This is a genomic window from Bradyrhizobium sp. LCT2, from assembly GCF_009931255.1.
GTDB classification, from domain to species: Bacteria; Pseudomonadota; Alphaproteobacteria; order Rhizobiales; family Xanthobacteraceae; genus Bradyrhizobium; species Bradyrhizobium diazoefficiens.
Genome location: NZ_CP034432.1, coordinates 261,019 through 280,896, shown reverse-complemented (window position 1 = coordinate 280,896; position 19,878 = coordinate 261,019). Strand labels below are relative to the sequence as shown.

Annotated in this window: 18 protein-coding genes; 7 read left to right on the top strand and 11 right to left on the bottom strand. The window is 65.1% G+C overall.

Annotated features, from left to right (window positions below; genetic code table 11):
- Positions 1-2: 2 nt before the first annotated feature.
- Positions 3-1,628, top strand: coding sequence for a glycosyltransferase family 39 protein (locus tag EI171_RS02145; RefSeq protein WP_161532450.1), 1,626 nt, complete (start codon positions 3-5; stop codon positions 1,626-1,628).
- 171 nt (positions 1,629-1,799) lie between these two features.
- Here the strand turns inward: EI171_RS02145 and EI171_RS02140 are convergent, their stop codons facing one another.
- The 5 genes from EI171_RS02140 to EI171_RS02120 all read right to left on the bottom strand — a co-directional run bounded on the left by EI171_RS02140 (position 1,800) and on the right by EI171_RS02120 (position 5,794).
- The gene (locus tag EI171_RS02140) at positions 1,800-2,117 is read right to left on the bottom strand and encodes an HPr family phosphocarrier protein (RefSeq protein WP_011090869.1); all 318 of its coding nucleotides are present in this window, start codon (positions 2,115-2,117) and stop codon (positions 1,800-1,802) included.
- Positions 2,114-2,515 carry a PTS sugar transporter subunit IIA gene (locus EI171_RS02135; protein WP_011090868.1) on the bottom strand — a complete coding sequence of 134 codons (402 nt, stop codon included), beginning with the start codon at positions 2,513-2,515 and terminating at the stop codon, positions 2,114-2,116. Before EI171_RS02135 ends, EI171_RS02140 begins: the two co-directional genes overlap by 4 nt.
- Positions 2,516-2,705: 190 nt before the next feature.
- Positions 2,706-3,173, bottom strand: coding sequence for an HPr kinase/phosphorylase (locus tag EI171_RS02130; protein ID WP_161532449.1), 468 nt, complete (start codon positions 3,171-3,173; stop codon positions 2,706-2,708).
- Positions 3,170-4,975 carry a sensor histidine kinase gene (locus EI171_RS02125; protein WP_028175918.1) on the bottom strand — a complete coding sequence of 602 codons (1,806 nt, stop codon included), beginning with the start codon at positions 4,973-4,975 and terminating at the stop codon, positions 3,170-3,172. Before EI171_RS02125 ends, EI171_RS02130 begins: the two co-directional genes overlap by 4 nt.
- Before the next feature lie 117 nt (positions 4,976-5,092).
- Positions 5,093-5,794 carry a response regulator transcription factor gene (locus EI171_RS02120; protein ID WP_008542552.1) on the bottom strand — a complete coding sequence of 234 codons (702 nt, stop codon included), beginning with the start codon at positions 5,792-5,794 and terminating at the stop codon, positions 5,093-5,095.
- A 241-nt stretch (positions 5,795-6,035) separates the two neighbouring features.
- Here EI171_RS02120 and EI171_RS02115 point away from each other — a divergent pair, with 241 nt between their 5' ends.
- The 3 genes from EI171_RS02115 to EI171_RS02105 all read left to right on the top strand — a co-directional run bounded on the left by EI171_RS02115 (position 6,036) and on the right by EI171_RS02105 (position 11,344).
- A complete protein-coding gene (locus EI171_RS02115; protein WP_161532448.1) occupies positions 6,036-6,785 on the top strand; it encodes a HugZ family protein in 750 nt (249 codons plus the stop codon).
- 64 nt (positions 6,786-6,849) lie between these two features.
- Entirely contained in the window at positions 6,850-9,444 is a 2,595-nt protein-coding gene (locus EI171_RS02110; RefSeq protein ID WP_161532447.1) for a tetratricopeptide repeat protein, read from the top strand.
- A 283-nt stretch (positions 9,445-9,727) separates the two neighbouring features.
- Positions 9,728-11,344, top strand: coding sequence for a phosphoenolpyruvate carboxykinase (locus EI171_RS02105; protein WP_011090863.1), 1,617 nt, complete (start codon positions 9,728-9,730; stop codon positions 11,342-11,344).
- Positions 11,345-11,513: 169 nt separating this feature from the next.
- Here the strand turns inward: EI171_RS02105 and EI171_RS02100 are convergent, their stop codons facing one another.
- Together EI171_RS02100 and EI171_RS02095 are read right to left on the bottom strand one after the other, a co-directional pair.
- Positions 11,514-12,329 (bottom strand): acyl-CoA thioesterase II, encoded by an 816-nt coding sequence (locus EI171_RS02100; protein WP_161532446.1) that lies wholly within the window; start codon positions 12,327-12,329, stop codon positions 11,514-11,516.
- 166 nt (positions 12,330-12,495) lie between these two features.
- Positions 12,496-15,012 (bottom strand): glycogen/starch/alpha-glucan phosphorylase, encoded by a 2,517-nt coding sequence (locus tag EI171_RS02095; protein WP_161532445.1) that lies wholly within the window; start codon positions 15,010-15,012, stop codon positions 12,496-12,498.
- 206 nt (positions 15,013-15,218) lie between these two features.
- On the opposite strand from EI171_RS02095, the gene EI171_RS02090 reads away from it, so the two are divergent.
- Positions 15,219-15,449, top strand: a complete 231-nt coding sequence (locus tag EI171_RS02090; protein ID WP_161532444.1) for a hypothetical protein — start codon at positions 15,219-15,221, stop codon at positions 15,447-15,449.
- A 126-nt stretch (positions 15,450-15,575) separates the two neighbouring features.
- Here EI171_RS02090 and EI171_RS02085 read toward each other — a convergent pair whose 3' ends face one another.
- Positions 15,576-15,866, bottom strand: coding sequence for a GIY-YIG nuclease family protein (locus tag EI171_RS02085; protein WP_161532443.1), 291 nt, complete (start codon positions 15,864-15,866; stop codon positions 15,576-15,578).
- A gap of 190 nt (positions 15,867-16,056) precedes the next feature.
- Here EI171_RS02085 and EI171_RS02080 point away from each other — a divergent pair, with 190 nt between their 5' ends.
- Positions 16,057-16,488, top strand: a complete 432-nt coding sequence (locus tag EI171_RS02080) for a hypothetical protein (RefSeq protein WP_011090858.1) — start codon at positions 16,057-16,059, stop codon at positions 16,486-16,488.
- 118 nt (positions 16,489-16,606) lie between these two features.
- Here EI171_RS02080 and EI171_RS02075 read toward each other — a convergent pair whose 3' ends face one another.
- Both EI171_RS02075 and pyrE read right to left on the bottom strand, forming a co-directional pair.
- On the bottom strand, positions 16,607-17,383 hold the full coding sequence (locus tag EI171_RS02075) for a DUF2865 domain-containing protein (protein ID WP_161532442.1): 777 nt from the start codon (positions 17,381-17,383) through the stop codon (positions 16,607-16,609).
- Between the two features lie 304 nt (positions 17,384-17,687).
- Positions 17,688-18,251, bottom strand: a complete 564-nt coding sequence (gene pyrE / locus EI171_RS02070; RefSeq protein WP_027547500.1) for an orotate phosphoribosyltransferase — start codon at positions 18,249-18,251, stop codon at positions 17,688-17,690.
- A gap of 184 nt (positions 18,252-18,435) precedes the next feature.
- Here pyrE and EI171_RS02065 point away from each other — a divergent pair, with 184 nt between their 5' ends.
- Positions 18,436-19,062, top strand: a complete 627-nt coding sequence (locus tag EI171_RS02065; protein WP_011090855.1) for a glutathione S-transferase family protein — start codon at positions 18,436-18,438, stop codon at positions 19,060-19,062.
- A gap of 170 nt (positions 19,063-19,232) precedes the next feature.
- Here EI171_RS02065 and EI171_RS02060 read toward each other — a convergent pair whose 3' ends face one another.
- Entirely contained in the window at positions 19,233-19,868 is a 636-nt protein-coding gene (locus tag EI171_RS02060) for a LysE family translocator (RefSeq protein WP_028176044.1), read from the bottom strand.
- Positions 19,869-19,878: the final 10 nt, after the last annotated feature.

Sequence of the window (19,878 nt, the reverse complement as noted above, 5' to 3'; positions counted from 1 at the left end):
TGATGTCGACGACCTCAATCCCATCTGGCCGAGCCCGCGCGAAGACCTGGGTGAGTTTCAACCGCTTCCGGGCCTGGCTGGTTGCCAGCGCGGTCCGGCCGGAGGCCCGCCTGTGGCTGGTGATCCAGCTCGCGATCCTGCATGCGGTGCTCTGGACCTTCATCCTGATCAATCTCAAGGCAGCGCAGGACGTTCACATGGACGTCGCGGAAGCCTGGGGCTGGGGCCAGAAATTCCTGTGGGGCTACGGCAAGCACCCGCCGCTGTCGGGCTGGGTCGCCGGCCTCTGGTTCAAGGTGTTCCCGGCGACGGACTGGGCGACCTATGCGCTGGCCATGACGACCGTCGGCATCGGCATGGTGATCTGCTGGCTGCTGAGCTTGCGCGTCGTGGACGCACGGCGCGCGTTCCTGGTCGTGGTGATGGTCGCGCTCTACCCGATCTTCAATTTCAAGGGCTTCAAGTACAACCCCGACCTGCTCCAGCTCGTCACGCTGCCGCTCCTCGTGTTCGCCTATCTCAACGCCTTCGAGAAAAGGAGCTGGCAGTCCGGGATCTGGCTCGGCCTTGCCGGCGCGCTGGCGCTGATGACCAAATACTGGGTGCTGACCATGATCGGCGCCATCGGCCTTGCCGCGCTGATCCATCCGGAGCGACTGCGGTTCCTGCTGTCGCCGGCGCCGTGGGTGGCGATCGCGACGATGGTGGTGGCGATGATCCCGCACATCGTCTGGCTGGCGGAGGTGCATTTCGTGCCGCTGACCTATGCCGGCGACACCTACAGCCTCGAGGACAGCCGCCTCGTGCATCAGCTGGTGGCCGGCTATGCCCTGCATAATGTCGCGCTGCTGGCGCTTCCCGTCGCGCTCGCCGCGCTCGCCATGGCGTGGGTGCCGCCGTGGCGCAAGCTGCTGCTGCGTACGCCCTCGCGCATCGTCACCCGCGCCTGGGCGCGCGGCGCCAATCCGGGTGTCAATGTCTCGCAGGCGCTGAATGTCTGGATCATCCAGATCATCGTCGCGGTCGGCCCGCCGCTCGGCGCACTGGTTTTCAGCATCTACATGAAGACCGATTGGGGCATCTCGCTGTTCTTCCTGGTGCCCTTGGCGCTGGTCGCGATCCCCGCGCTGCGGGTGCAGAGCGCGACCCTGTTCAACATCGTCGCGATCTGGCTCGTGCTCAGCGTTGCGACGCTTGCCGCCTCGCCCTGGATCGCCGCGCGCGAGATGGCGGCCAATGCCGGCAACGCAGCGATCTATGGCGCGCGCTCGGAGCTCGCGCGCGAATTGACCCAGGCCTGGCACACCCGCTTCGGCTCGCGCTGGGCCGTCGTTGCCGGCACGATGGAACAGATCCAGCCGCTGGTGTTCTACAGCCCGGACCATCCGTCCGCATTGCTGCCGTTAGAGGCCTGGGATTCCGGGCTGACCTCGCGCGATGACGTCAAGACCTACGGCTTCATCGGCGTGTTCGATCCGACCGACGGCCGTCTGCCGGCGTTCGAGAAATGGGTGTCGGAGACTGCGCCGAACGCCGAGCGCATCGTGATGACGACGCGCCGCTTCACCCATGGCAAGGCCGGCCCGTCGATGAGCTGGAACATCTACATCGCGCCGCCGGCGAAGTGACCTCTGTTCACCTCTCCCCGCTTGCGGGGAGAGGTCGGATCGCTCTTGCGATCCGGGTGAGGGGGTACAGGTCTCACAACGATCTCGTGTGTGGAGAGAGGCCCCTCACCCCAACCCTCTCCCCGTAAGAACGGGGCGAGGGAGTGCAGCACGGCGCATGGCGGGAGGGCGCTAAATCCCTTCCTCGTTGAACTTGCTTTCAACGAGCTCCGTGATCGCCGCGAGCGCGGCATCGGCATCCGCACCGGCCGCAGCGACCGTGATCGTCGTGCCGGGTCCCGCAGCGAGCATCATCAGGCCCATGATCGAGGTGCCGCCGACGGTCTCGCCGCCGCGCGTCACCCACACCTGCGCGTTGAAGCGCTCGACCGCCTGGACGAATTTCGCCGAGGCGCGTGCGTGCAGGCCGCGCTTGTTGATGATGAGGAGCTCCTTGGAGATCGCGCCCGCGGGCACGCCCGACCCGGCTTGCGGCGCGTCGTCGCTCATTTGCCGGCGAGCACGCGGCTGGCGATGGTGACGTATTTGCGACCCGCTTCCTGGGCCATCGCGATCGCGTCGGGCAGCGCGCGTTCCTCACGCACCTTGGCGAGCTTCACCAGCATCGGAAGGTTGATGCCCGCGAGCACCTCGACCTTCGGCCGGCTCATACAGGATATTGCCAGGTTGGATGGCGTGCCGCCGAACATGTCGGTGAGGATCGCAACGCCGTCGCCGGAATCGACGCGGTTAACCGCCTCGATGATGTCGCTTCGGCACAGATCGGAATCATCTTCAGCGCCGATCGTAATCGCTTCGATTTGCTTTTGTGGGCCCATGACATGTTCAAGCGCTGCCTTGAATTCGTCGGCAAGGCGCCCGTGGGTCACAAGTACTAGACCAATCATCGGAAAACTCCTCGCGGGCGCTTTTGGTGCACCGCACGAACGCGCCACTTTGACCATCCAGAGCCCCTGCGCAAGAGGGGATGTTGCGTATCTCCCTGAACTTAGACGGATGGATGAGGGGAGCTGCGCCGGTCTATTCGGTCGCGATAGTGGGGTTCATATGGTTACCATTTCCCTTCAAACAATCGCCTCAGGGATTAACGGAAGATGAACTCTTGGTAGTGGTCAAGGCCGCAACAACCAGTGGGAGGGGCGAATAATCGCGGCTAACAGGGATTCGCGGTATTTCGACACCTAAAATGCTTGTTTTCAGGGATTCGGCCGGCGGCAGGCGTTCCGCGTCCGCGGCGGCCAGATCGACCACGAGGCCGACGGTCGCATGCTCCACGAAGTCGCAGCGGCGGATTCCGAGGCCCCGGATCTCGATCAGGCCGGCGAGCGGCGGCGCGGGGCGGACTTCAATTTCGTCGCCGACTGTCGCCAGATGGACACGGTCATCACCGACCAGAACGGCCCTTTCGACCACGCCGGCGCGCCCCGCCATGATCAAATCGAAGGCAAGGCGCGACTTGCCGGAGCCCGACGGTCCGCGGATCAGCACCGCCAGATTCCCGACCTTGACCGCGGAGGCGTGCACGCTGGGCCCGCCGTCGCTCATAGCGCGGGCAGCCTCACCACGAAGCGCGCGCCGGCAACCGTCGGCGCGCCGTCCTCGTCCGCGGGGCCGGGGCGGTTCTCCGCCCAGATGCGCCCGCCATGCGCGTCGACGATCTGCTTGGAGATCGAGAGCCCGAGGCCGGAGTTCTGGCCAAAGCCCTGATGCGGACGGTCGGTGTAGAAGCGCTCGAAGATGCGCTCCAGCGCGTCATCGCGGATGCCGGGGCCGTCGTCGTCGACCACGATCTCGATTTCACCGCGCACGCGGCGGCAGGTGAGGCGCACCTTGCTGCCGGCCTCCGAGAAGGATTGCGCGTTGGAGAGCAGGTTCGAGACCACCTGCCCGAGCCGTGAATCGTGGCCGGTCACGGCGAACGTGTCGGTCGGCCCGCGCCCCTCGAAGCGCGCCTCGACCGCGACGTCGTGGCCGAGCTTGGTTTCGTTGGCGACCGAGACCAGCGTGCCGAGCAGGCGGCGCAGATCGACCGGAATCGCGTCCTGCCGCTGCAATTCGGCATCGAGCCGGCTGGCGTCGGAGATATCAGAGATCAGGCGGTCGAGCCGCTTGACGTCGTGCTCGATTACCTCAAGCAGGCGGGCGCGGCTGTTCTCGTTGCGCGCCAGCGGCAGCGTCTCGACCGCGGAGCGCAGCGAGGTCAGCGGGTTCTTCAATTCGTGCGCGACGTCGGCGGCGAACATCTCGATCGCCTCGATGCGGCTGTAGAGCGCGTTGGTCATGTCGCGCAGCGCGCCGGACAGATGCCCGATCTCGTCGCGACGGCGGGTGAAGTCGGGAATCTCGACGCGGGTCTTGATGCGGCGGCGGACGCGCTCGGCGCTGTCCGCGAGCCGGCGTACGGGACCTGCGATCGTGCTGGCCAGCAGCAGCGACAGCATGATCATGACCGCGGCGGCGACGCCGCCGACTTTCAGGATGGCGAGGCGCTCGGCGGTGACCATCTGGTCGATGTCGTCGCCCTGGGTGGACAGCATCAGCGCGCCGTGGATGGCGCGCGAGCGCAGCACGGGGACCGCGACCGAGACGATCACCTCGCCGCGCGCATTGACCCGAACCATCGAGCGCTTCTGGCCCTGGAGCGCGTCGCCCACTTCAGCATAGCCATTGCCGTTCTCGGGCCCGAGCTCGCGATAGAGCGGCAGGTCGCCGCGGTTCAGCCAGGTGCGCACCGCGACCATGCCGCGCTCGACTACGCCGGGCTTCTCGGCGGACAGCGGCGGCAGGGGGAAGCGCAGCACGTTCTCGAGGTTGCGGCTGTCGAGCAGCAGGCTGCCGTTCGGATCGTAGATGCGGGCGCGCGTCTTGGTCGGCGAGATCAGCGTGCGCAGCACCGGCGCGACGCGCTCCGGATTGATCGGAAAATCCAGCGGCGAATAGTCGTCCGACCCGCCATAGGTCTCGCCCGGCTTGAGGTCGAGCAGCCGGTCGGGGTCGATGGTGATGGCGTTGGTCTGCACCGTCGCGGAGGCCGCGATCGCACCGGCGATGATCTCAGCCTGCACCAGCAGGCTCTGCGCGCGCGCGTCGATCAGGCCGGCGCGGAATTGCGACAGATAGAGGATGCTCGCCACCAGCGCGACGAGGCCGGCGAGGTTGAGCGAGACGATGCGGCGGGTCAGGCTCGAGAAGGACAGCGCGAAGAAGAATTGCCCGGCGCGCTTGAGCCAGTTCAGCGGCCGCCAGCCCTGCGCCGCCGGCTTGTCCTCGGCGACGTGCACCGGAACGCCGTCGGATGCGATATCCTCGGCGCTCTGGTTCGGGTCAGGCTGCGTTCGGTCCAGCAATGCTTACGCCCGCGTTAGGACAGCTCGTGCGACGGTCCCCGCATTCTAGAGTCATCCCGGTTCCGATGGAACCAGAACCGGCAATGCTCCGGACATTCGCGAAGGTGCCCTGCCGCCTCAGGCTTCCTTGAAACGATAGCCGACGCCGTACAGCGTCTCGATCATCTCGAACTCGTTGTCGACCACCTTGAACTTCTTGCGCAGCCGCTTGATGTGGCTGTCGATGGTGCGGTCGTCGACATAGACCTGGTCATCGTAGGCGGCGTCCATCAGCGCGTTGCGGCTCTTCACCACGCCGGGCCGGGTCGCGAGCGCCTGCAGGATCAGGAATTCGGTGACGGTCAACGTCACCGGCTCGTTCTTCCAGGTGCAGGTATGGCGTTCCGGATCCATGCGCAAAAGACCGCGGTCGAGCGCCTTGGCGTCGTTCTCCTTCGGCGCTACGGTCGGGTCCTTCGGCGCCGAGCGGCGCAGCACTGCCTTGACGCGCTCGACCAGCAGCCGCTGCGAGAACGGTTTGCGGATGAAATCGTCGGCGCCCATCTTGAGGCCGAACAGCTCGTCGATCTCTTCGTCCTTGGAGGTCAGGAAGATCACCGGCAGGTCGGACTTCTGCCGCAGGCGGCGCAGCGTCTCCATGCCGTCCATGCGCGGCATCTTGATGTCGAGGATGGCGAGGTCGGGTTGGGTGGTGCGGAAACCGTCAAGCGCGGAAGCGCCGTCGGTGTAGGTCATGATGCGGTAGCCTTCGGCTTCCAGCGCGATCGAGACGGATGTGAGAATGTTGCGGTCGTCGTCGACCAAAGCGATTGTGGGCATGAGCCTCTGCTTTCTGCTTTCCGTTTGGGTCGTGGCTTGAAACGGCGAGCAATCCAGTGATGCGCCGCATACATGGGTCCCGAACTTGGCGTTCGAACTTTGTCACCGAGCAATGCAAGCTGGGCTGAAGTGTGACCAAGTTCCACGAAACACGGCAGATTCGCCGCATCCCGACCCATAACCAGACCCCCGTTTAGCCGAAAAAAGACCCCCCTTGCAACCACCTGAGCCGAGAAAGCCCATGCAACCGACCCCCGATTTCGACCCAGGAAAGCTCGCCAAGTCGCTGCTCAGGCGGTCGCGGCAGGGCGCTCTCGCAACGTTGATGGTGGGCAGCGGCGATCCCTATTGTTCCCTGGTCAATCTGGCGAGCCACCCGGATGGCTCGCCGATCCTGCTGATCTCCGGATTGGCCGTGCACACCAGGAACATCCTGGCAGATAGCCGGGTCTCCCTGATGCTGGATGAGCGCGCCGCCGGCGATCCGCTAGAAGGCGCCCGGATCATGTTGTCCGGCCTGGCGGAGCAGGCCGGCGCCGAGAAGGATCTTCTCGAACGGCGGTATCTGAATGCGCACCCATCGGCGGAAGCCTTTGTTTCGTTTAAGGACTTCTCGTTCTTCAGGATCCGGCCCACGGGAACCCATCTGGTGGCCGGCTTCGGCCGGATCGTCGACCTCAAGCCGGAGCAGTTCCTGACCGATCTCAGCGGCGCCGAGGACCTGATGGCGGCGGAGGAGGGGGCCGTGGAGCACATGAATGCCGACCACCGCGACGCCATGGGCCTTTACGCGACCAGGCTGCTCGGCGCCGCCGCCGGCGACTGGCGCTGCACCGGCTGTGACCCTGAGGGCCTCGACATGCAGGACGGCCAGACCGCGCTGCGGCTGGACTTCCCGGAGCGGGTGACCAGCGGCACGGCGCTGCGCAAGATGCTGGTCCGCCTCGCCGGCGAAGCGCGCGCGAAGACGGACGAGCCGCGCCAGAATTGAACGCCGTTGCCGATCGCGGCGACCCAACACCGTGAGCGGTTCGGGATTGGCAGCGAGAGGGTTCATGACGCATCGTCGTTTGGCGCTGGCCGCGGGTCTGGCGCTCGCGATCACCACGTCGCTTGCCACCCCCGGTCTTGCCCAGAAGGCCGATCTCGCCGCACAGGGCGCGCGGATCAACGCGCTCAACCAGGCCGGCAAATATGCGGAGGCGCTGCCCCTGGCGCAGGCCATGGTGGCGAGCCTGGAGAAGGGCAACGACGGCCGCGAACTCTCCGCCGCGCTCAACAATCTCGGCCAGGTCTATGCCGGCCAGGGCCGCGACGACCTCGCCGAGCCGATCTACAAGCGCGCGATCGCGCTGATGGAAAAGTCGCTCGGCCTCGACACCGCATTGATCGCGCCCGAGCTGAACAATCTCGCCGCGCTGTATCAGCGGCAGGGCCGCTTCACTGAAGCCGAGCCGCTGTTCAAGCGTGCGCTGGCCATTCGCGAAAAGGCGCTGTCGCGCGAGCATCCCGATGTCGGCCAGGCCCTCAACAATCTCGCCACGCTCTACGTGAAGCAGGAGCATTTTGCGGACGCCGAGCCGCTGTTCCAGCGGGCGCTCGCGATCTATCAGAAGGCCGCCGGGCCCGAGCATCCCGCGGTCGCCACGGTTCTGAACAACATCGGTCAGGTCGATCGCGACCTCAACCGCGATGCGGATGCCGAGGCGCCGATCAAGCGCTCGCTCGCGATCCGCGAAAAGGTGCTGGGTCCGGATCATCCCGACGTCGCGCGTTCGCTGAACAATCTCGCCGGGCTCTACGAGCACCAGCAGCGTTATGCCGATGCCGAGCCGCTCTACCGGCGCGCCCTTGCGATCCGCGAGCGCGCGCTTGGGCCGGATCATCCTGACGTCGTGACCTCGACCAGCAATCTCGCCTATTTCCTTTATGTTTCCGGGCGCACTGCCGATGCCTTGCCGCTGGCGGAAAGGACGCTTCGCAGCGGCCGCGCACAGCTGCGTGTGGTGCTGCCGATCCTGTTTTCCGCGCGGCAGCAGCATCTCCTCTCCGACGACAAGGCCCTCGACGAAGCGCTGGCCGCGATCCAGCGCGGCACGCAATCGTCCGCCGCATCCGCCGTGAATAAGCTCGCGGTGCGGCTTGCGGCCGGCAGCGACCGGCTCGCCGAGCTCGTGCGCAAGGAGCAGGATCTCGCGGCCGAGGCCGAGGCGCTCGACAAGGCGATCATCACGGCGGTGTCCAAGCAAGCCGCGCAACGCGACGTCGCGGCCGAGCAGCGCAGCCGCGCGCGAATCGCGGCGATCGCGAGCGAGCGCGCCGGCTTGCAGAAGACGCTCGCCGTCGAGTTTCCCGACTATGCCTCGCTGTCCAATCCGCTGCCGCTCGGCGTGAAGGACATCCAGCCGTTGCTGTCGGCCGACGAGGCGATGACGATCTATTCCGTCGTGGACAAGCAGGGCTACGTCATCGCGATCACGCGCGAGGGCGTCGACTGGAAGGAGATTCCGCTTGGCGCGGACGCGCTGGCGCAGAAAGTGTCGGCGTTCCGCAAAGGGCTCGACGTCGGCAAGGCACACGATGCGTCCGGCAAATCCGGCCTGTTCGACCTCGCGCTCGCCAATGAGCTCTATGTCGCGCTGCTCGGCCCGGTCGAAGCGCTGACGAAAGACAAGCGCAGCCTGCTGGTGGTGCCCTCGGCCGCACTGACCGCACTGCCGTTTCATCTGCTCGTCACCGAGAAGCCGCAAGCTGCGATCCCGGACAAGCTCGAAGGCTATCGCAACGCCGCCTGGCTGTTGCGGCGTCAGGCCGTCTCGGTGCTGCCGTCGGTGATCAGCCTGAAATCGCTGCGGGCCTTTGCGCGCAAGGATCAAGGCGTCAAGCCAATGACCGGCTTTGGCGATCCCGTGTTCAACCCTGCAGCCGAAGGGCCGGCCGATCGTCGCGCCGCAAGCGGCAAGGTCGCCGCGCGCAGCATCGCGACGATTGCCTATACCGACTTCTGGCGCGGCGCCGGCGTCGATCGTGCGTGGCTTGCGCAAGCGCTGCCGCAGCTGCCTGACACTGCCGACGAACTGAACGCGGTGGCCAGGGATGTCGGCGCAGACGATGTCGATATCCATCTCGGCCGCGACGCCAGCGAAACGACGCTCAAGCGTGCAGCGCTTGCTCAATACAGCATCATCTACTTTGCCACCCACGGCCTCGTTGCGGGCGACGTCAAGGGACTGGGCGAGCCTTCGCTCGCGCTCTCCATTCCCGATCAGCCCTCCGAGCTCGACGACGGTCTTCTCACCGCGAGCGAAGTCGCCCAGCTCAAGCTCAACGCGGATTGGGTTGTGCTGTCGGCCTGCAACACTATCGCGGGCGACAAGCCCGGCGCAGAGGCCCTGTCGGGATTGGCGCGCTCGTTCTTCTATGCCGGTGCCCGCGCGCTCCTGGTCTCGCATTGGGCAGTGGATTCGGAAGCTGCCACCCGCTTGACCACGTCGACATTCGCTCTGCTCAAAAACGAACCAGGAATCGGTCGTGCCCAAGCGTTGCGCCGCGCCATGTTGACGTATCTCGACGACGCCTCGTCGCCGCGCAACGCCTATCCTGCGATGTGGGGACCGTTCGCACTGATCGGCGAGGGAGACGTACGATAGACCGCCAGGGAATTGTGCGTCGCAATAACCCCCGATAACGTCGAAACGCGCATTTGGTTGCGCGATCATTCGTGATTTTTTGATGCACCTGCTCAGAGCAGACATGCGCGACGTTTGGCGCGGTCCTTGAATAAACCAAATCCTGCGGGATCGGCTTGGCAACGCCAGCGTTCATCAGTATTAGGTCGCCCAACCTAGGCCGGATGGCCTATTATTCATGGTGACTGCGATGGCGCCAAAGCTTGGTCGCGCTATGTGTCGCGGGTTCTAGGAGGATTTTTTCGTGCAAGAGACGGGCGTGCGCAACGGTGCCTTCGGCGCCGACAAATTCGGCTTAAAGAATCTCAAACAGGTTCACTGGAACCTCGGCGCGCCGCAACTCTATCAATACTCGCTCTCCGCGGGCGAGGCGGTGCTGTCTGCCGACGGTGCGCTGTGCGCCGACACCGGCGAGTTCACGGGCCGCAGCCCCAAGGACAAGTTCACGGTGCGTGACGCCACCACCGACAAGAAGATGTGGTGGGCCGGCAACCAGTCGATCACCGCGGAGCAGTTCGAGACGCTCTATCAGGACTTCCTCAAGCACGCCGAAGGCAAGAGCCTGTTCGCGCAGGACCTCTACGGCGGCGCCGATCCGGCCTACCGGATCAAGACCCGCGTGTTCACCGAGCTCGCCTGGCATTCGCTGTTCATCCGCACGCTGCTGATCCGCCCCGAGGCGATCGAGCTGTCGACCTTCACGCCCGAGCTCACCATCATCGACATGCCGAGCTTCCGCGCCGATCCGAAGCGCCACGGCTGCAAGTCGGAGAACGTCGTCGCGATCGACTTCGCCCGCAAGATCGTGCTGATCGGCGGCTCCTACTACGCCGGCGAGATGAAGAAGTCGGTCTTCACCACGCTGAACTACTATCTGCCCGAGCGCGGCGTGATGCCGATGCACTGCTCGGCCAATGTCGGCGCCAAGGACGATGCCGCGATCTTCTTCGGCCTCTCCGGCACCGGCAAGACCACGCTGTCGGCCGACCCGAACCGCACCCTGATCGGTGACGACGAGCACGGCTGGGGCCCGAACGGCGTCTTCAATTTCGAAGGTGGCTGCTACGCCAAGTGCATCAAGCTTTCGCAGGAAGCCGAGCCGCAGATTTATGCCGCAAGCACGCGCTTCGGCGCGGTGCTCGAGAACTGCGTGCTCGACGAGGACACCCGCGTGGTGGACTTCGACGACGGCTCCAAGACCGAGAACACCCGCTCGGCCTATCCGCTCGACTTCATCCCGAACGCTTCGCGCACCGGCCGCGCGCCGCAGCCGAAGAACGTGGTGATGCTCGCCGCCGACGCCTTCGGCGTGCTGCCGCCGATCGCAAAGCTGTCGCCGGCGCAGGCGATGTATCACTTCCTCTCCGGCTACACCGCCAAGGTCGCGGGCACCGAGCGCGGTCTCGGCAACGAGCCGCAGCCGGAGTTCTCGACCTGCTTCGGCTCGCCCTTCCTGCCGCTCGATCCATCCGTCTACGGCAACATGCTGCGCGACCTGATCGCCCAGCACAATGTCGACTGCTGGCTGGTCAACACCGGCTGGACCGGCGGCAAGTATGGCACGGGCTCGCGCATGCCGATCAAGGTGACGCGCGCGCTGCTCACCGCGGCGCTCGACGGTTCGCTTCGCAACGTCGAATTCCGCACCGACAAGTATTTCGGCTTCGCGGTCCCGACCGCGCTGCCGGGCGTGCCGAGCGAAATCCTCAACCCGGTCAACACCTGGAAGGACAAGGACGAGTTCGACAAGACCGCGCGCGCGCTGGTCGGCATGTTCCAGAAGAACTTTGCCAAGTTCGAAGCCCAGGTCGACGCCGAAGTGCGCGCAGCCGCGCCGGACGTGAAGCTCGCGGCGGAGTAAGGTCGCATCATTTGAGAATGCAAAAGGGCGGCCGCGAGGCCGCCCTTTTTGTTTGTGGCGAGATATCTCCACCGTCATTGCGAGCGCAGCGAAGCAATCCAGAAATCCCTCCGCGGAGACAGTCTGGATTGCTTCGTCGCTACGCTCCTCGCAATGACGTGGAGGCAGCTCAAGCCTTGAAATACGCGATCTGCGTCGTCGTCGCGAGCAGCCTTCCGTTCGGCGACCACAGCTCGGCGTTCTGGTCGGCGTAGCTCTTGTGCATGATCTTCGAATCGGCCGTCGCCAGCACGCGCGTGATGTCCTCGGCTGCGAGCTCCTCGCTGTCGGTGTGAAAATAGGTCGTCAGCGACACCGTGCCGAACGGCACCAGCTCGCGCCGCGCGTGGAAGATGCGGCCGAAGAAGGCGTCCGACATCGACATCAGCGACAGCATGTCGAGCCTGCGCGGGGTACGGTCGCTGATCCAGATTTTCGAATAGGTGCTGGCAAGCTCGGCCTGCGGCGGGCCGATCCGCATCTCGCCCTCGACGAAGCGGAATTCGTATTGGTTGGCCCAGGACGCCGAGATTTTCGGGAACGGCAGCGTCTCTTCGAACAGCTTTGCGTCCGGGACCGTCGCCACCCTGTGCTCCCAGGACGGCCGCCGCTCGGCGAACACCGCGGTTGCGAGCGTCGCGACCTCGCCGCCGCCCTGCGACAGTTCGACGCTCCAGTGCTGGCTGGAGCGGTTGGCCTTTACCAGCCGCACATCCAGGTCAAACGGGCCCTTGGCGATCGGCGCGCAGTAATTGACGGTGAGCGCCAGCGGGTCGCCGGCGCGCTGCGGATGCTCGATCAACGCGCGCAAGATGGTCGCGGCGGTGGCGCCGCCGAACGGACCGACAAAGGCCCAGTAATCGTCGCTGGTGTGTCCCTGCCAGCTGCTGTCACCGGCGGTGATGCGGGTGGCGTCGTCGAACGGGTGCGGGAGCTTGGCGTGCATGGGTGTTTCCGTCTGTCATTCCGGGCGATGCGAAGCATCGAACCCGGAATCTCGAGATTCCGGGTTCGGCTCTGCGAGCCGCTCCGGAATGACGGTCGTCATACCACAGCCATTGCCTGGCTGTGCAATAACCTCGCAGGTAACGCCGATTTCACACTGCGGAAAATCAGCCTGCGGCGTCGCGCAGGTCCGGCAGCAGCGGCGTGGTCGGATTGACCGGCACGTTCCAGATCTCCTCGGCATATTCGCGGATGGTGCGGTCGGAGGAGAACCACGCCATGCGCGCGACATTGAGGATCGAAGCGCGGGTCCAGGCCGGCGCCACCTGCCAGCGCGCATCGACCGCGCGCTGCGCCTCGTAGTAGGAATCGAAATCGGCGCTGACCATGTAATGGTCGAGATAGCGCAGCGCATGCGCGATGGATTCGAAGCGGCCCGGGTCGCCGGGCGAGAACTCGCCGGCGCCGACCGCGTTGATGGCGCGCTGGAGCTTTGGCGAATTGCGGATCACGTCGGAGGCATCCAGTCCCTGCTTGCGCCGGATCATGACGTCGCCGGCCTCCATGCCGAAGATCGCGATGTTCTCGTTCCCGACATGGTCGCGGATCTCGATATTGGCGCCGTCGAGCGTGCCAATGGTGATGGCGCCGTTGAGCGCCAGCTTCATGTTGCCGGTGCCGGAAGCTTCCATGCCGGCGGTTGAGATCTGCTCGGACAGGTCGGCCGCGGGGATGATCACCTCCGCGAGGCTGACATTGTAGTCGGGCAGGAAGACGACCTTCAGCTTGCCGCCGATCGTGGAGTCGTTGTTGACGACCTCGGCGACGTCGTTGATCAGCTTGATGATCAGCTTGGCGTATTTGTAGCTCGCCGCCGCCTTGCCGGCGAAGATCTTCACCCGCGGCACCCAGTTGCCGTTGGGATCGTCCTTGATCGACTGGTACAGCGCGACCGTCTCGATGACGTTGAGCAGCTGGCGCTTGTATTCGTGGATGCGCTTGATCTGCACGTCGAACAGCGCGCCCGGGTCGACCTTGATGCCGAGCCGCTCGCCGATCAGCCGCGCCAGGGCCGTCTTGTTGTGATGCTTGACGGCGCGGAATTTCTTCTGGAATTCGACGTCGCTGGCGCGCGCCTCGATCAGTGAGAGCTGCGTCGGATCGTCGAGCACGGCGTCGCCGCAGGTCTCGCGCAACAGGTCGGTCAGCTTCGGGTTTGCCAGCATCAGCCAGCGGCGGAAGGTGATGCCGTTGGTCTTGTTGGTGATGCGGCCGGGATAGAGATGGTTGAGATCGTGGAATACGGTCTCGCGCATCAGGTCCGAATGCATCGCCGAGACGCCGTTGATGCGGTGCGAGCCGACGAAGGCAAGCTGGCCCATGCGCACGCGGCGGCCGCTCTTCTCGTCGATCAGCGAGACCGAGGCGCGGAAGTCGATGTCGCCGGGCGCGCGCGCCTCGGCGAGCGCCAGATGCTGGACGTTGATGCGGTAGATGATCTCCAGATGCCGCGGCAACAGGCGTTCGAACAGCTCGACCGGCCAGGTCTCGAGCGCCTCGGGCAGCAGCGTGTGGTTGGTGTAGGACAGCGTCGCGACCGTGATCTTCCATGCCTCGTCCCAGCGGAAATTGTGCAGGTCGACGAGGATCCGCATCAGCTCGGTGACGGCGAGGCTCGGATGGGTGTCGTTGAGCTGCACCGCGACCTTCGACGACAGGCTGCGAAGCTGGCCGTCGGACGACAGATGCCGCTTGACCAGGTCCTGGAGCGAGGCGGAGACGAAGAAATATTCCTGGCGCAGGCGCAGCTCGCGGCCCGCCGGGCTCTCGTCGTTCGGATAGAGGAATTTGCAGATCGCTTCGGCGCGCGACTGCTCGGCGCTGGCGCTGACATAGTCGCCCTTGTTGAAGGCGTCGAGCTTCAACGGATCGGGCGAGCGTGCCGACCACAGGCGGAGCGCGTTGACGTGCTGGCCGCGCCAGCCGACGATCGGCGTGTCGTAGGCGATCGCCTGCACGGTCTCGCCCGGATGCCAGATCGCGCGGTCGCGGCCCTTGTCGTCGACATGCTCGACGCCGCCGCCGAAATGAATGTTGTAGATCACTTCCGGCCGCTGCAATTCCCAGGGGTTGCCGAAGCCGAGCCACTCGTCCGGATATTCCTGCTGCCAGCCCTGGTTGATGATCTGGCGGAACAGGCCGTAATCGTAGCGGATGCCGTAGCCGATCGCCGGGATCGAGAGCGTTGCCATGCTCTCCATGAAGCAGGCGGCAAGCCGCCCGAGACCGCCATTGCCGAGCGCGGCATCCGGCTCGCATTTGCGCAGTTCGGGCAGGGAGACGCCGAGATCGCCGAGCGCGACCTCGAAGATCTTGAGCAGCCCCATATTGTTGAGCGCATCGGTGAAGAGGCGGCCGATCAGGAATTCGAGCGAGAGATAATAGACGCGCTTGCGCCCCGCGTCGTAGCTGTGCTTCTCGGCCGTGAGCCAGCGATGCACGATGCGGTCGCGCAGCGCGAGCGCCGCGGCCTGGTACCAGTCGTGCCTGGTCGCCATGCCGGCGTCCTTGCCGATGGCAAGACGCAGCTTCGCCAGGATCGCGCCCTTGATCTCGGCCAGCGCGAGCTCGTCGATGGGCTGGTCGGGGGCGGGAAAGTTTGGCTGGAACGATTGATCTTGCAAGGCCGTCACTTCCTGGTCGACAGAAACACCACTAACCCTACGCGTCTTGCCTCTGCACCGGAACTATCGCCGGTGCGGCCGTGCACTGCGCTGGCGCAAATTTATGCAAGGAACGGGCCGATTTGGGAACCCGGACGAGCACGGAGAACGTGGATTTGGTGCTAGAATGGCGGCCAATTCAGCCATCAGTGTGGAGGAGACGCCCCATGAGACTGCTGATTGAAATCGCTGCTGCAGCGCTCCTCGTCATCTGCATCGCCACCTCGAGCGCCGCCTTCGCCGCCGGCAAGGGCCGTAGCACTGATGGCCTGAGCTGCGGCTTCAGCGTTCCACAGAATGCGTCTCCCGCACAACGCTGCGCCGCCATCAAGCGCCAATGCGGCGGCAAGTTTTATGCGAATGCGTGCGGGGACAAGTTGGTGTCGGCGGTGAATTGAGGGGGAGGGGAGGGAAGCGGAAACTGCTTCCCCATCGTCGTCCCGGCGAAGATTTCGGTGTCGCCTTCGCGCCAGCTTTCACCACAACGTCGTCCTGGCGAAAGCCAGGACCCATTACCCCGACTGTCAGAGAAGGCCCGAGCGGTCATTCCAGTCGGGATTTTCTTGTTCGATCAGCTTGATCTTCCAGTCCCGTTTCCAGAACTTGAGCTGCTTCTCGCGCGCGATGGCTTCCCGCGGCGTCGCGAACGCTTCGACGTGAACGAGACGGAAGATATTGTACTTCTGCACGAACTTGGAGCCGCGGCCGGAGCGATGTTGTTCAAGCCGCGTGCGGATGTCGTTGGTCACGCCGATATAGATCGTCCCGTGATGGCGGCTTGCGAGGATGTAGACGTAGTAGCTGCCTGCGCTCATGGCTCAAGCTCGCAAAGGCAACGCTGACCGGGGTAATGGGTCCTGGCTTTCGCCAGGACGACGATCTCAACAACCAATCCTTCAGCATCAGAACAAATTAAGAACAATTTAGCAAGCCTTTGATATATCATTGTGATTCGGCGCGTTGCCGACACAATATCTAGCGTCTGTCCGACTTTGCGAGGACTACATGTCCACCATTGCCTTCGACCAGTTTGCCCTCACCCGGATCGCCGATTTCGCGCGCTCGCTGTCGCGGCTGCATCAGGCGGCGCGGCGCCAGAGGATCGATGACGACCAGCTCGACCGCGAGTTCAACGCGGTGTGCCAGTCGATCTGGGGCTACACCATCGACGACATCAGCGACGACCTGTTCTCGGTCGAGGACCACCTGTTTCTCGACACGCTGGACGAAGCGCATGCGCGCATCTTCGCGGCCGAGCAGGGCTATGACCTCGTTGGCGATCAGGGCATGCTGACCGACTGGTGGGGTTTCTGCTGGATGATCCTGGCCGAAAAGCGCGGCCTGCTGACCCAGGAGAACCGCGCCGCCGCGCGGGCGGCGATCGAGGAGAAATATCTGGCGGCGCCGAATGTGATCGGGGTGATTATCGGGAGGTGACTCACCATCCTCCGTCATTGCGAGCGTAGCGAAGCAATCCAGAATCTGTCCGCGGAGGGATTCTGGATTGCTTCGTCGCAAGTGCTCCTCGCAACGACGGCTTGGTTACAGTTGGGTCCTAATCCAGTCCTGCCCGCTTCGCCGGCTTCGCCTGCGTCTTCGGCACCGTCACATCAGGCAGCGTCTCGCGCACGATCTCCGCTGCCGGCGCATCTGCTGCCACCGTCTCTGCGCGCACCGGGGCCACCTTCATCTCGCCGAGGCGCGCGCGGACCTGTGCGGTGAGGCCGGGATAGGAGGCGACCGGGGTGAAGTCGGCGGTCTGCTCGTTGCCAACGCGGATGCCGGTATAGGCGACGAGGCCGTCGGAGGTGGCGATCACGTCGCCGGCCTTCAGCGAAGAATCCAGCGCGAGATCGACCGGGGCAAGGCCGACCGGCTCGCGGCCGTTGCAGGTGCAGTCCGCGCGCAGCGCCTTGCGATAGGCGAACGCGTTCTCGCTGTCGGCGTAGCGCTCGCCGGTCTGCGACGCGGCGCCGTCGATCGAGGAGCCGAAATAAATCTTTGTCGCGCTGGCAGGACAGAACGCCTGACACATCTGCGCCGGCGAGGCGAGGCCGCGCATCAGCGGGAAATATTTGCCATCGCAGCTACGCATGCAGAACGCCGGGCCCGAGCCGCCGGCGGCCGCTGAGCGTGTCGGTGGCACATATTGCGGGGTTGCGGGATTCTGCTGGCCGGTGAAGGGATCGGCGTAGGAGCTCGCCTGCTGCGGCACCTCGCGCTGCGGCCGCTGCTGCTGCATGCCGCCGAAGAAGAAGTCGAACAGGCCTTCGGCCGAAACCGGGGCGGGAGCTGCAAGCAGCGGGGCTGCCAGGGTGGCGGCCACAAGCATCGCGCGACGCCGCCGGCGCGCATGGGACATGACTGTACGCAACGCTTACTCCACCCGACGCTACTGAACCGGCCGCGACCCGCGAGGTCTCAGCACAGGATTCACCATAAGGCGGGATGGTAAATGAGCGGTTGAGGTCACCTCTCCCCGCTTGCGGGGAGAGGTCGGATCGCCCTTGCGATCCGGGTGAGGGGGGACAGGTCTCGCGGCCATCTCACCCGTGGAGGGTGGCCCCTCACCCCAACCGTCAGCGCGAGCGAAGCTCGTCGCGGCCCCGTAAGAACGGGGCGAGGGGGAAGAGTCGTCACGCCTTCAAGAATTCCGACGCCTTGTAGAGCGAGCGGAACGGCAGGCCGGCCGCCCCGAACGTGTCGGTGGCGCCTTCCTCGCGGTCGACCATGGTCAGCACCAGCACCACCTCGGCGCCGGTCTCACGCACGGATTCCACCGCCTTCATCGCCGAGCCACCTGTCGTGGTGACGTCCTCGACGATGACGACGCGCTTGCCCTGGAGCGTCTCGCCCCTGGGCAGGCCTTCGATCGCGAGCTTGGCGCCGTGCTCCTTCGGCTTCTTGCGCACGAAGAACGCCGCGATCGGGTGGCCCTTGATCCAGGAGATCTGCGCCAGCGCGCCGGCGAGCGGCACCGCGCCCATCTCGAGCCCGCCGATGAAATCGAGATTGTCGTCCTTCAGCGCCTCATAGGTCAGCTCGGCGAGCAGCGTCGCGCCCTCCGGGTCGAGCATGGTCGGTTTGAGGTTGAAGTAGAAATCGCTCTTGCGGCCCGACGCGAGCGTCACCTCGCCGCGGCCGAAGGAGCGCCGGCGGATGATTTCGAACAGGCGGGCGCGGGAGGCTGATTTCGACACGGCGGTCCCTCGGGAGCGTTTTTGGAAGTGGCGGAATTTATCCGCGACGGCCGCGACATTCCAGAGGGGACAGGTCCAGTCAACAGGGATCGGCCGACGATCGGCCATCCCGGACCGCCGGTTGTGGGGTCGCAACCTTCTGGAGTAGGTGAGGGCTCATGCCTTTTGGGGAAGGAAACGACGCATGACCATCGAGCTGCACACCTGGAACACGCCGAACGGCCGCAAGATCTCGGTTGCGCTGGAGGAAATGGGGCTGCCCTACAAGGTGATCCCGGTGAACATCACCAAGGGCGAGCAGATGGCCCCGGAGTTCCTGAAGCTCTCCCCCAACAACAAGATCCCTGCGATCGTCGACCCCGAGGGACCGGACGGCAAGCCCGTCAGCATCTTCGAATCCGGTGCGATCCTGCTCTACCTGGGCGAAAAGACCGGCAAATTCCTGCCGAAATCGCTCGCGGGTCGTATTCCGGTCTACGAATGGCTGATGTGGCAGATGGGCGGCTTCGGCCCGATGCCCGGCCAGGTGCATCATTTCATCGCGCTCGAGAACGAGCAGGACCGCGCCTACGGCCTGAAGCGCTTCATGGCCGAAACCCGCCGGCTCTACGCCGTGCTCGACCGCCGGCTGGCGGACCGCGACTTCGTCGCCGGCGACCTCTCGGTTGCCGATTTTGCCATCCTGGGCTGGGCCTGGCGCCATCCACGCCACAAGGTTGAGCTGGCCGACTTCCCCAACGTCAAGCGCTGGTACGAGGCCCTGATGGCGCGGCCTGCGGTGAAGCGGGGCATGGACGCGAAGCTGGATTGATTGGGCCTTTTTCCCTCCCCCCTTGTGGGGGAGGGTGGCTCGCCGCGTAGCGGCGAGACGGGCGAGGGGTCTGTCTCCACGAACTCATCCGCATCTGTGCTCGGGGAAGCAACCCCTCATCCGGCGCTTCGCGCCACCTTCTCCCACAAGGGGAGAAGGAAGAAAGCCAATCACACCTTCCGCGCTTCCACCGCCATCCTGACCGCAAGCCCGGCCAGCACCGTGCCCATCAGCCAGCGCTGCACCAGCATCCAGCTCGGCCGGTTCGCCAGGAACAGCGCGATCGAACCTGCCGCGAGCGCGATCATCGCGTTGACGCTGACGCTGATCGCGATCTGGATCGCGCCCAGCACCACCGACTGCGTCAGCACGCTGCCGGCTGCGGGATCGATGAACTGCGGCAGCAGCGCCAGATACAGCATCGCGATCTTCGGGTTGAGCAGATTGGTGACGAAGCCCATCGCGAACAATTTGCGCGGACTGTCGATCGCAAGCTGCTTCACCTGGAACGGCGAGCGCCCGCCCGGCTTCACCGCCTGCCAGGCCAGCCACAGCAGATAGCCGGCACCGGCAAAGCGCAGCGCGTCATAGGCAAAGGGAACGGCGAGCAGCAGCGCCGTGATGCCGAACGCCGCGCACAGCATGTAGAACACGAAGCCGAGCGCCACGCCGCCGAGCGAGACGATGCCCGCCGCCGGCCCCTGCGTGATCGAGCGCGAGATCAGGTAGATCATGTTCGGTCCCGGCGTGAGCACGAGGCCGAGGCAGACGAGGGCGAAGCCGAGCAGCGCGGAAGTGTGGGGCATGGGTGAACCG

Bases quoted from the DNA above. Each gene is read 5' to 3' on its own strand.
- EI171_RS02145 (WP_161532450.1), top strand. From the start codon at position 3: ATGTCGACGACCTCAATCCCATCTGGCCGAGCCCGCGCGAAGACCTGG.
- EI171_RS02140 (WP_011090869.1), bottom strand. From the start codon at position 2,117: ATGAGCGACGACGCGCCGCAAGCCGGGTCGGGCGTGCCCGCGGGCGCG.
- EI171_RS02135 (WP_011090868.1), bottom strand. From the start codon at position 2,515: ATGATTGGTCTAGTACTTGTGACCCACGGGCGCCTTGCCGACGAATTC.
- EI171_RS02130 (WP_161532449.1), bottom strand. From the start codon at position 3,173: ATGAGCGACGGCGGGCCCAGCGTGCACGCCTCCGCGGTCAAGGTCGGG.
- EI171_RS02120 (WP_008542552.1), bottom strand. From the start codon at position 5,794: ATGCCCACAATCGCTTTGGTCGACGACGACCGCAACATTCTCACATCC.
- EI171_RS02115 (WP_161532448.1), top strand. From the start codon at position 6,036: ATGCAACCGACCCCCGATTTCGACCCAGGAAAGCTCGCCAAGTCGCTG.
- EI171_RS02110 (WP_161532447.1), top strand. From the start codon at position 6,850: ATGACGCATCGTCGTTTGGCGCTGGCCGCGGGTCTGGCGCTCGCGATC.
- EI171_RS02100 (WP_161532446.1), bottom strand. From the start codon at position 12,329: ATGCACGCCAAGCTCCCGCACCCGTTCGACGACGCCACCCGCATCACC.
- EI171_RS02090 (WP_161532444.1), top strand. From the start codon at position 15,219: ATGAGACTGCTGATTGAAATCGCTGCTGCAGCGCTCCTCGTCATCTGC.
- EI171_RS02085 (WP_161532443.1), bottom strand. From the start codon at position 15,866: ATGAGCGCAGGCAGCTACTACGTCTACATCCTCGCAAGCCGCCATCAC.
- EI171_RS02080 (WP_011090858.1), top strand. From the start codon at position 16,057: ATGTCCACCATTGCCTTCGACCAGTTTGCCCTCACCCGGATCGCCGAT.
- EI171_RS02075 (WP_161532442.1), bottom strand. From the start codon at position 17,383: ATGCTTGTGGCCGCCACCCTGGCAGCCCCGCTGCTTGCAGCTCCCGCC.
- EI171_RS02065 (WP_011090855.1), top strand. From the start codon at position 18,436: ATGACCATCGAGCTGCACACCTGGAACACGCCGAACGGCCGCAAGATC.
- EI171_RS02060 (WP_028176044.1), bottom strand. From the start codon at position 19,868: ATGCCCCACACTTCCGCGCTGCTCGGCTTCGCCCTCGTCTGCCTCGGC.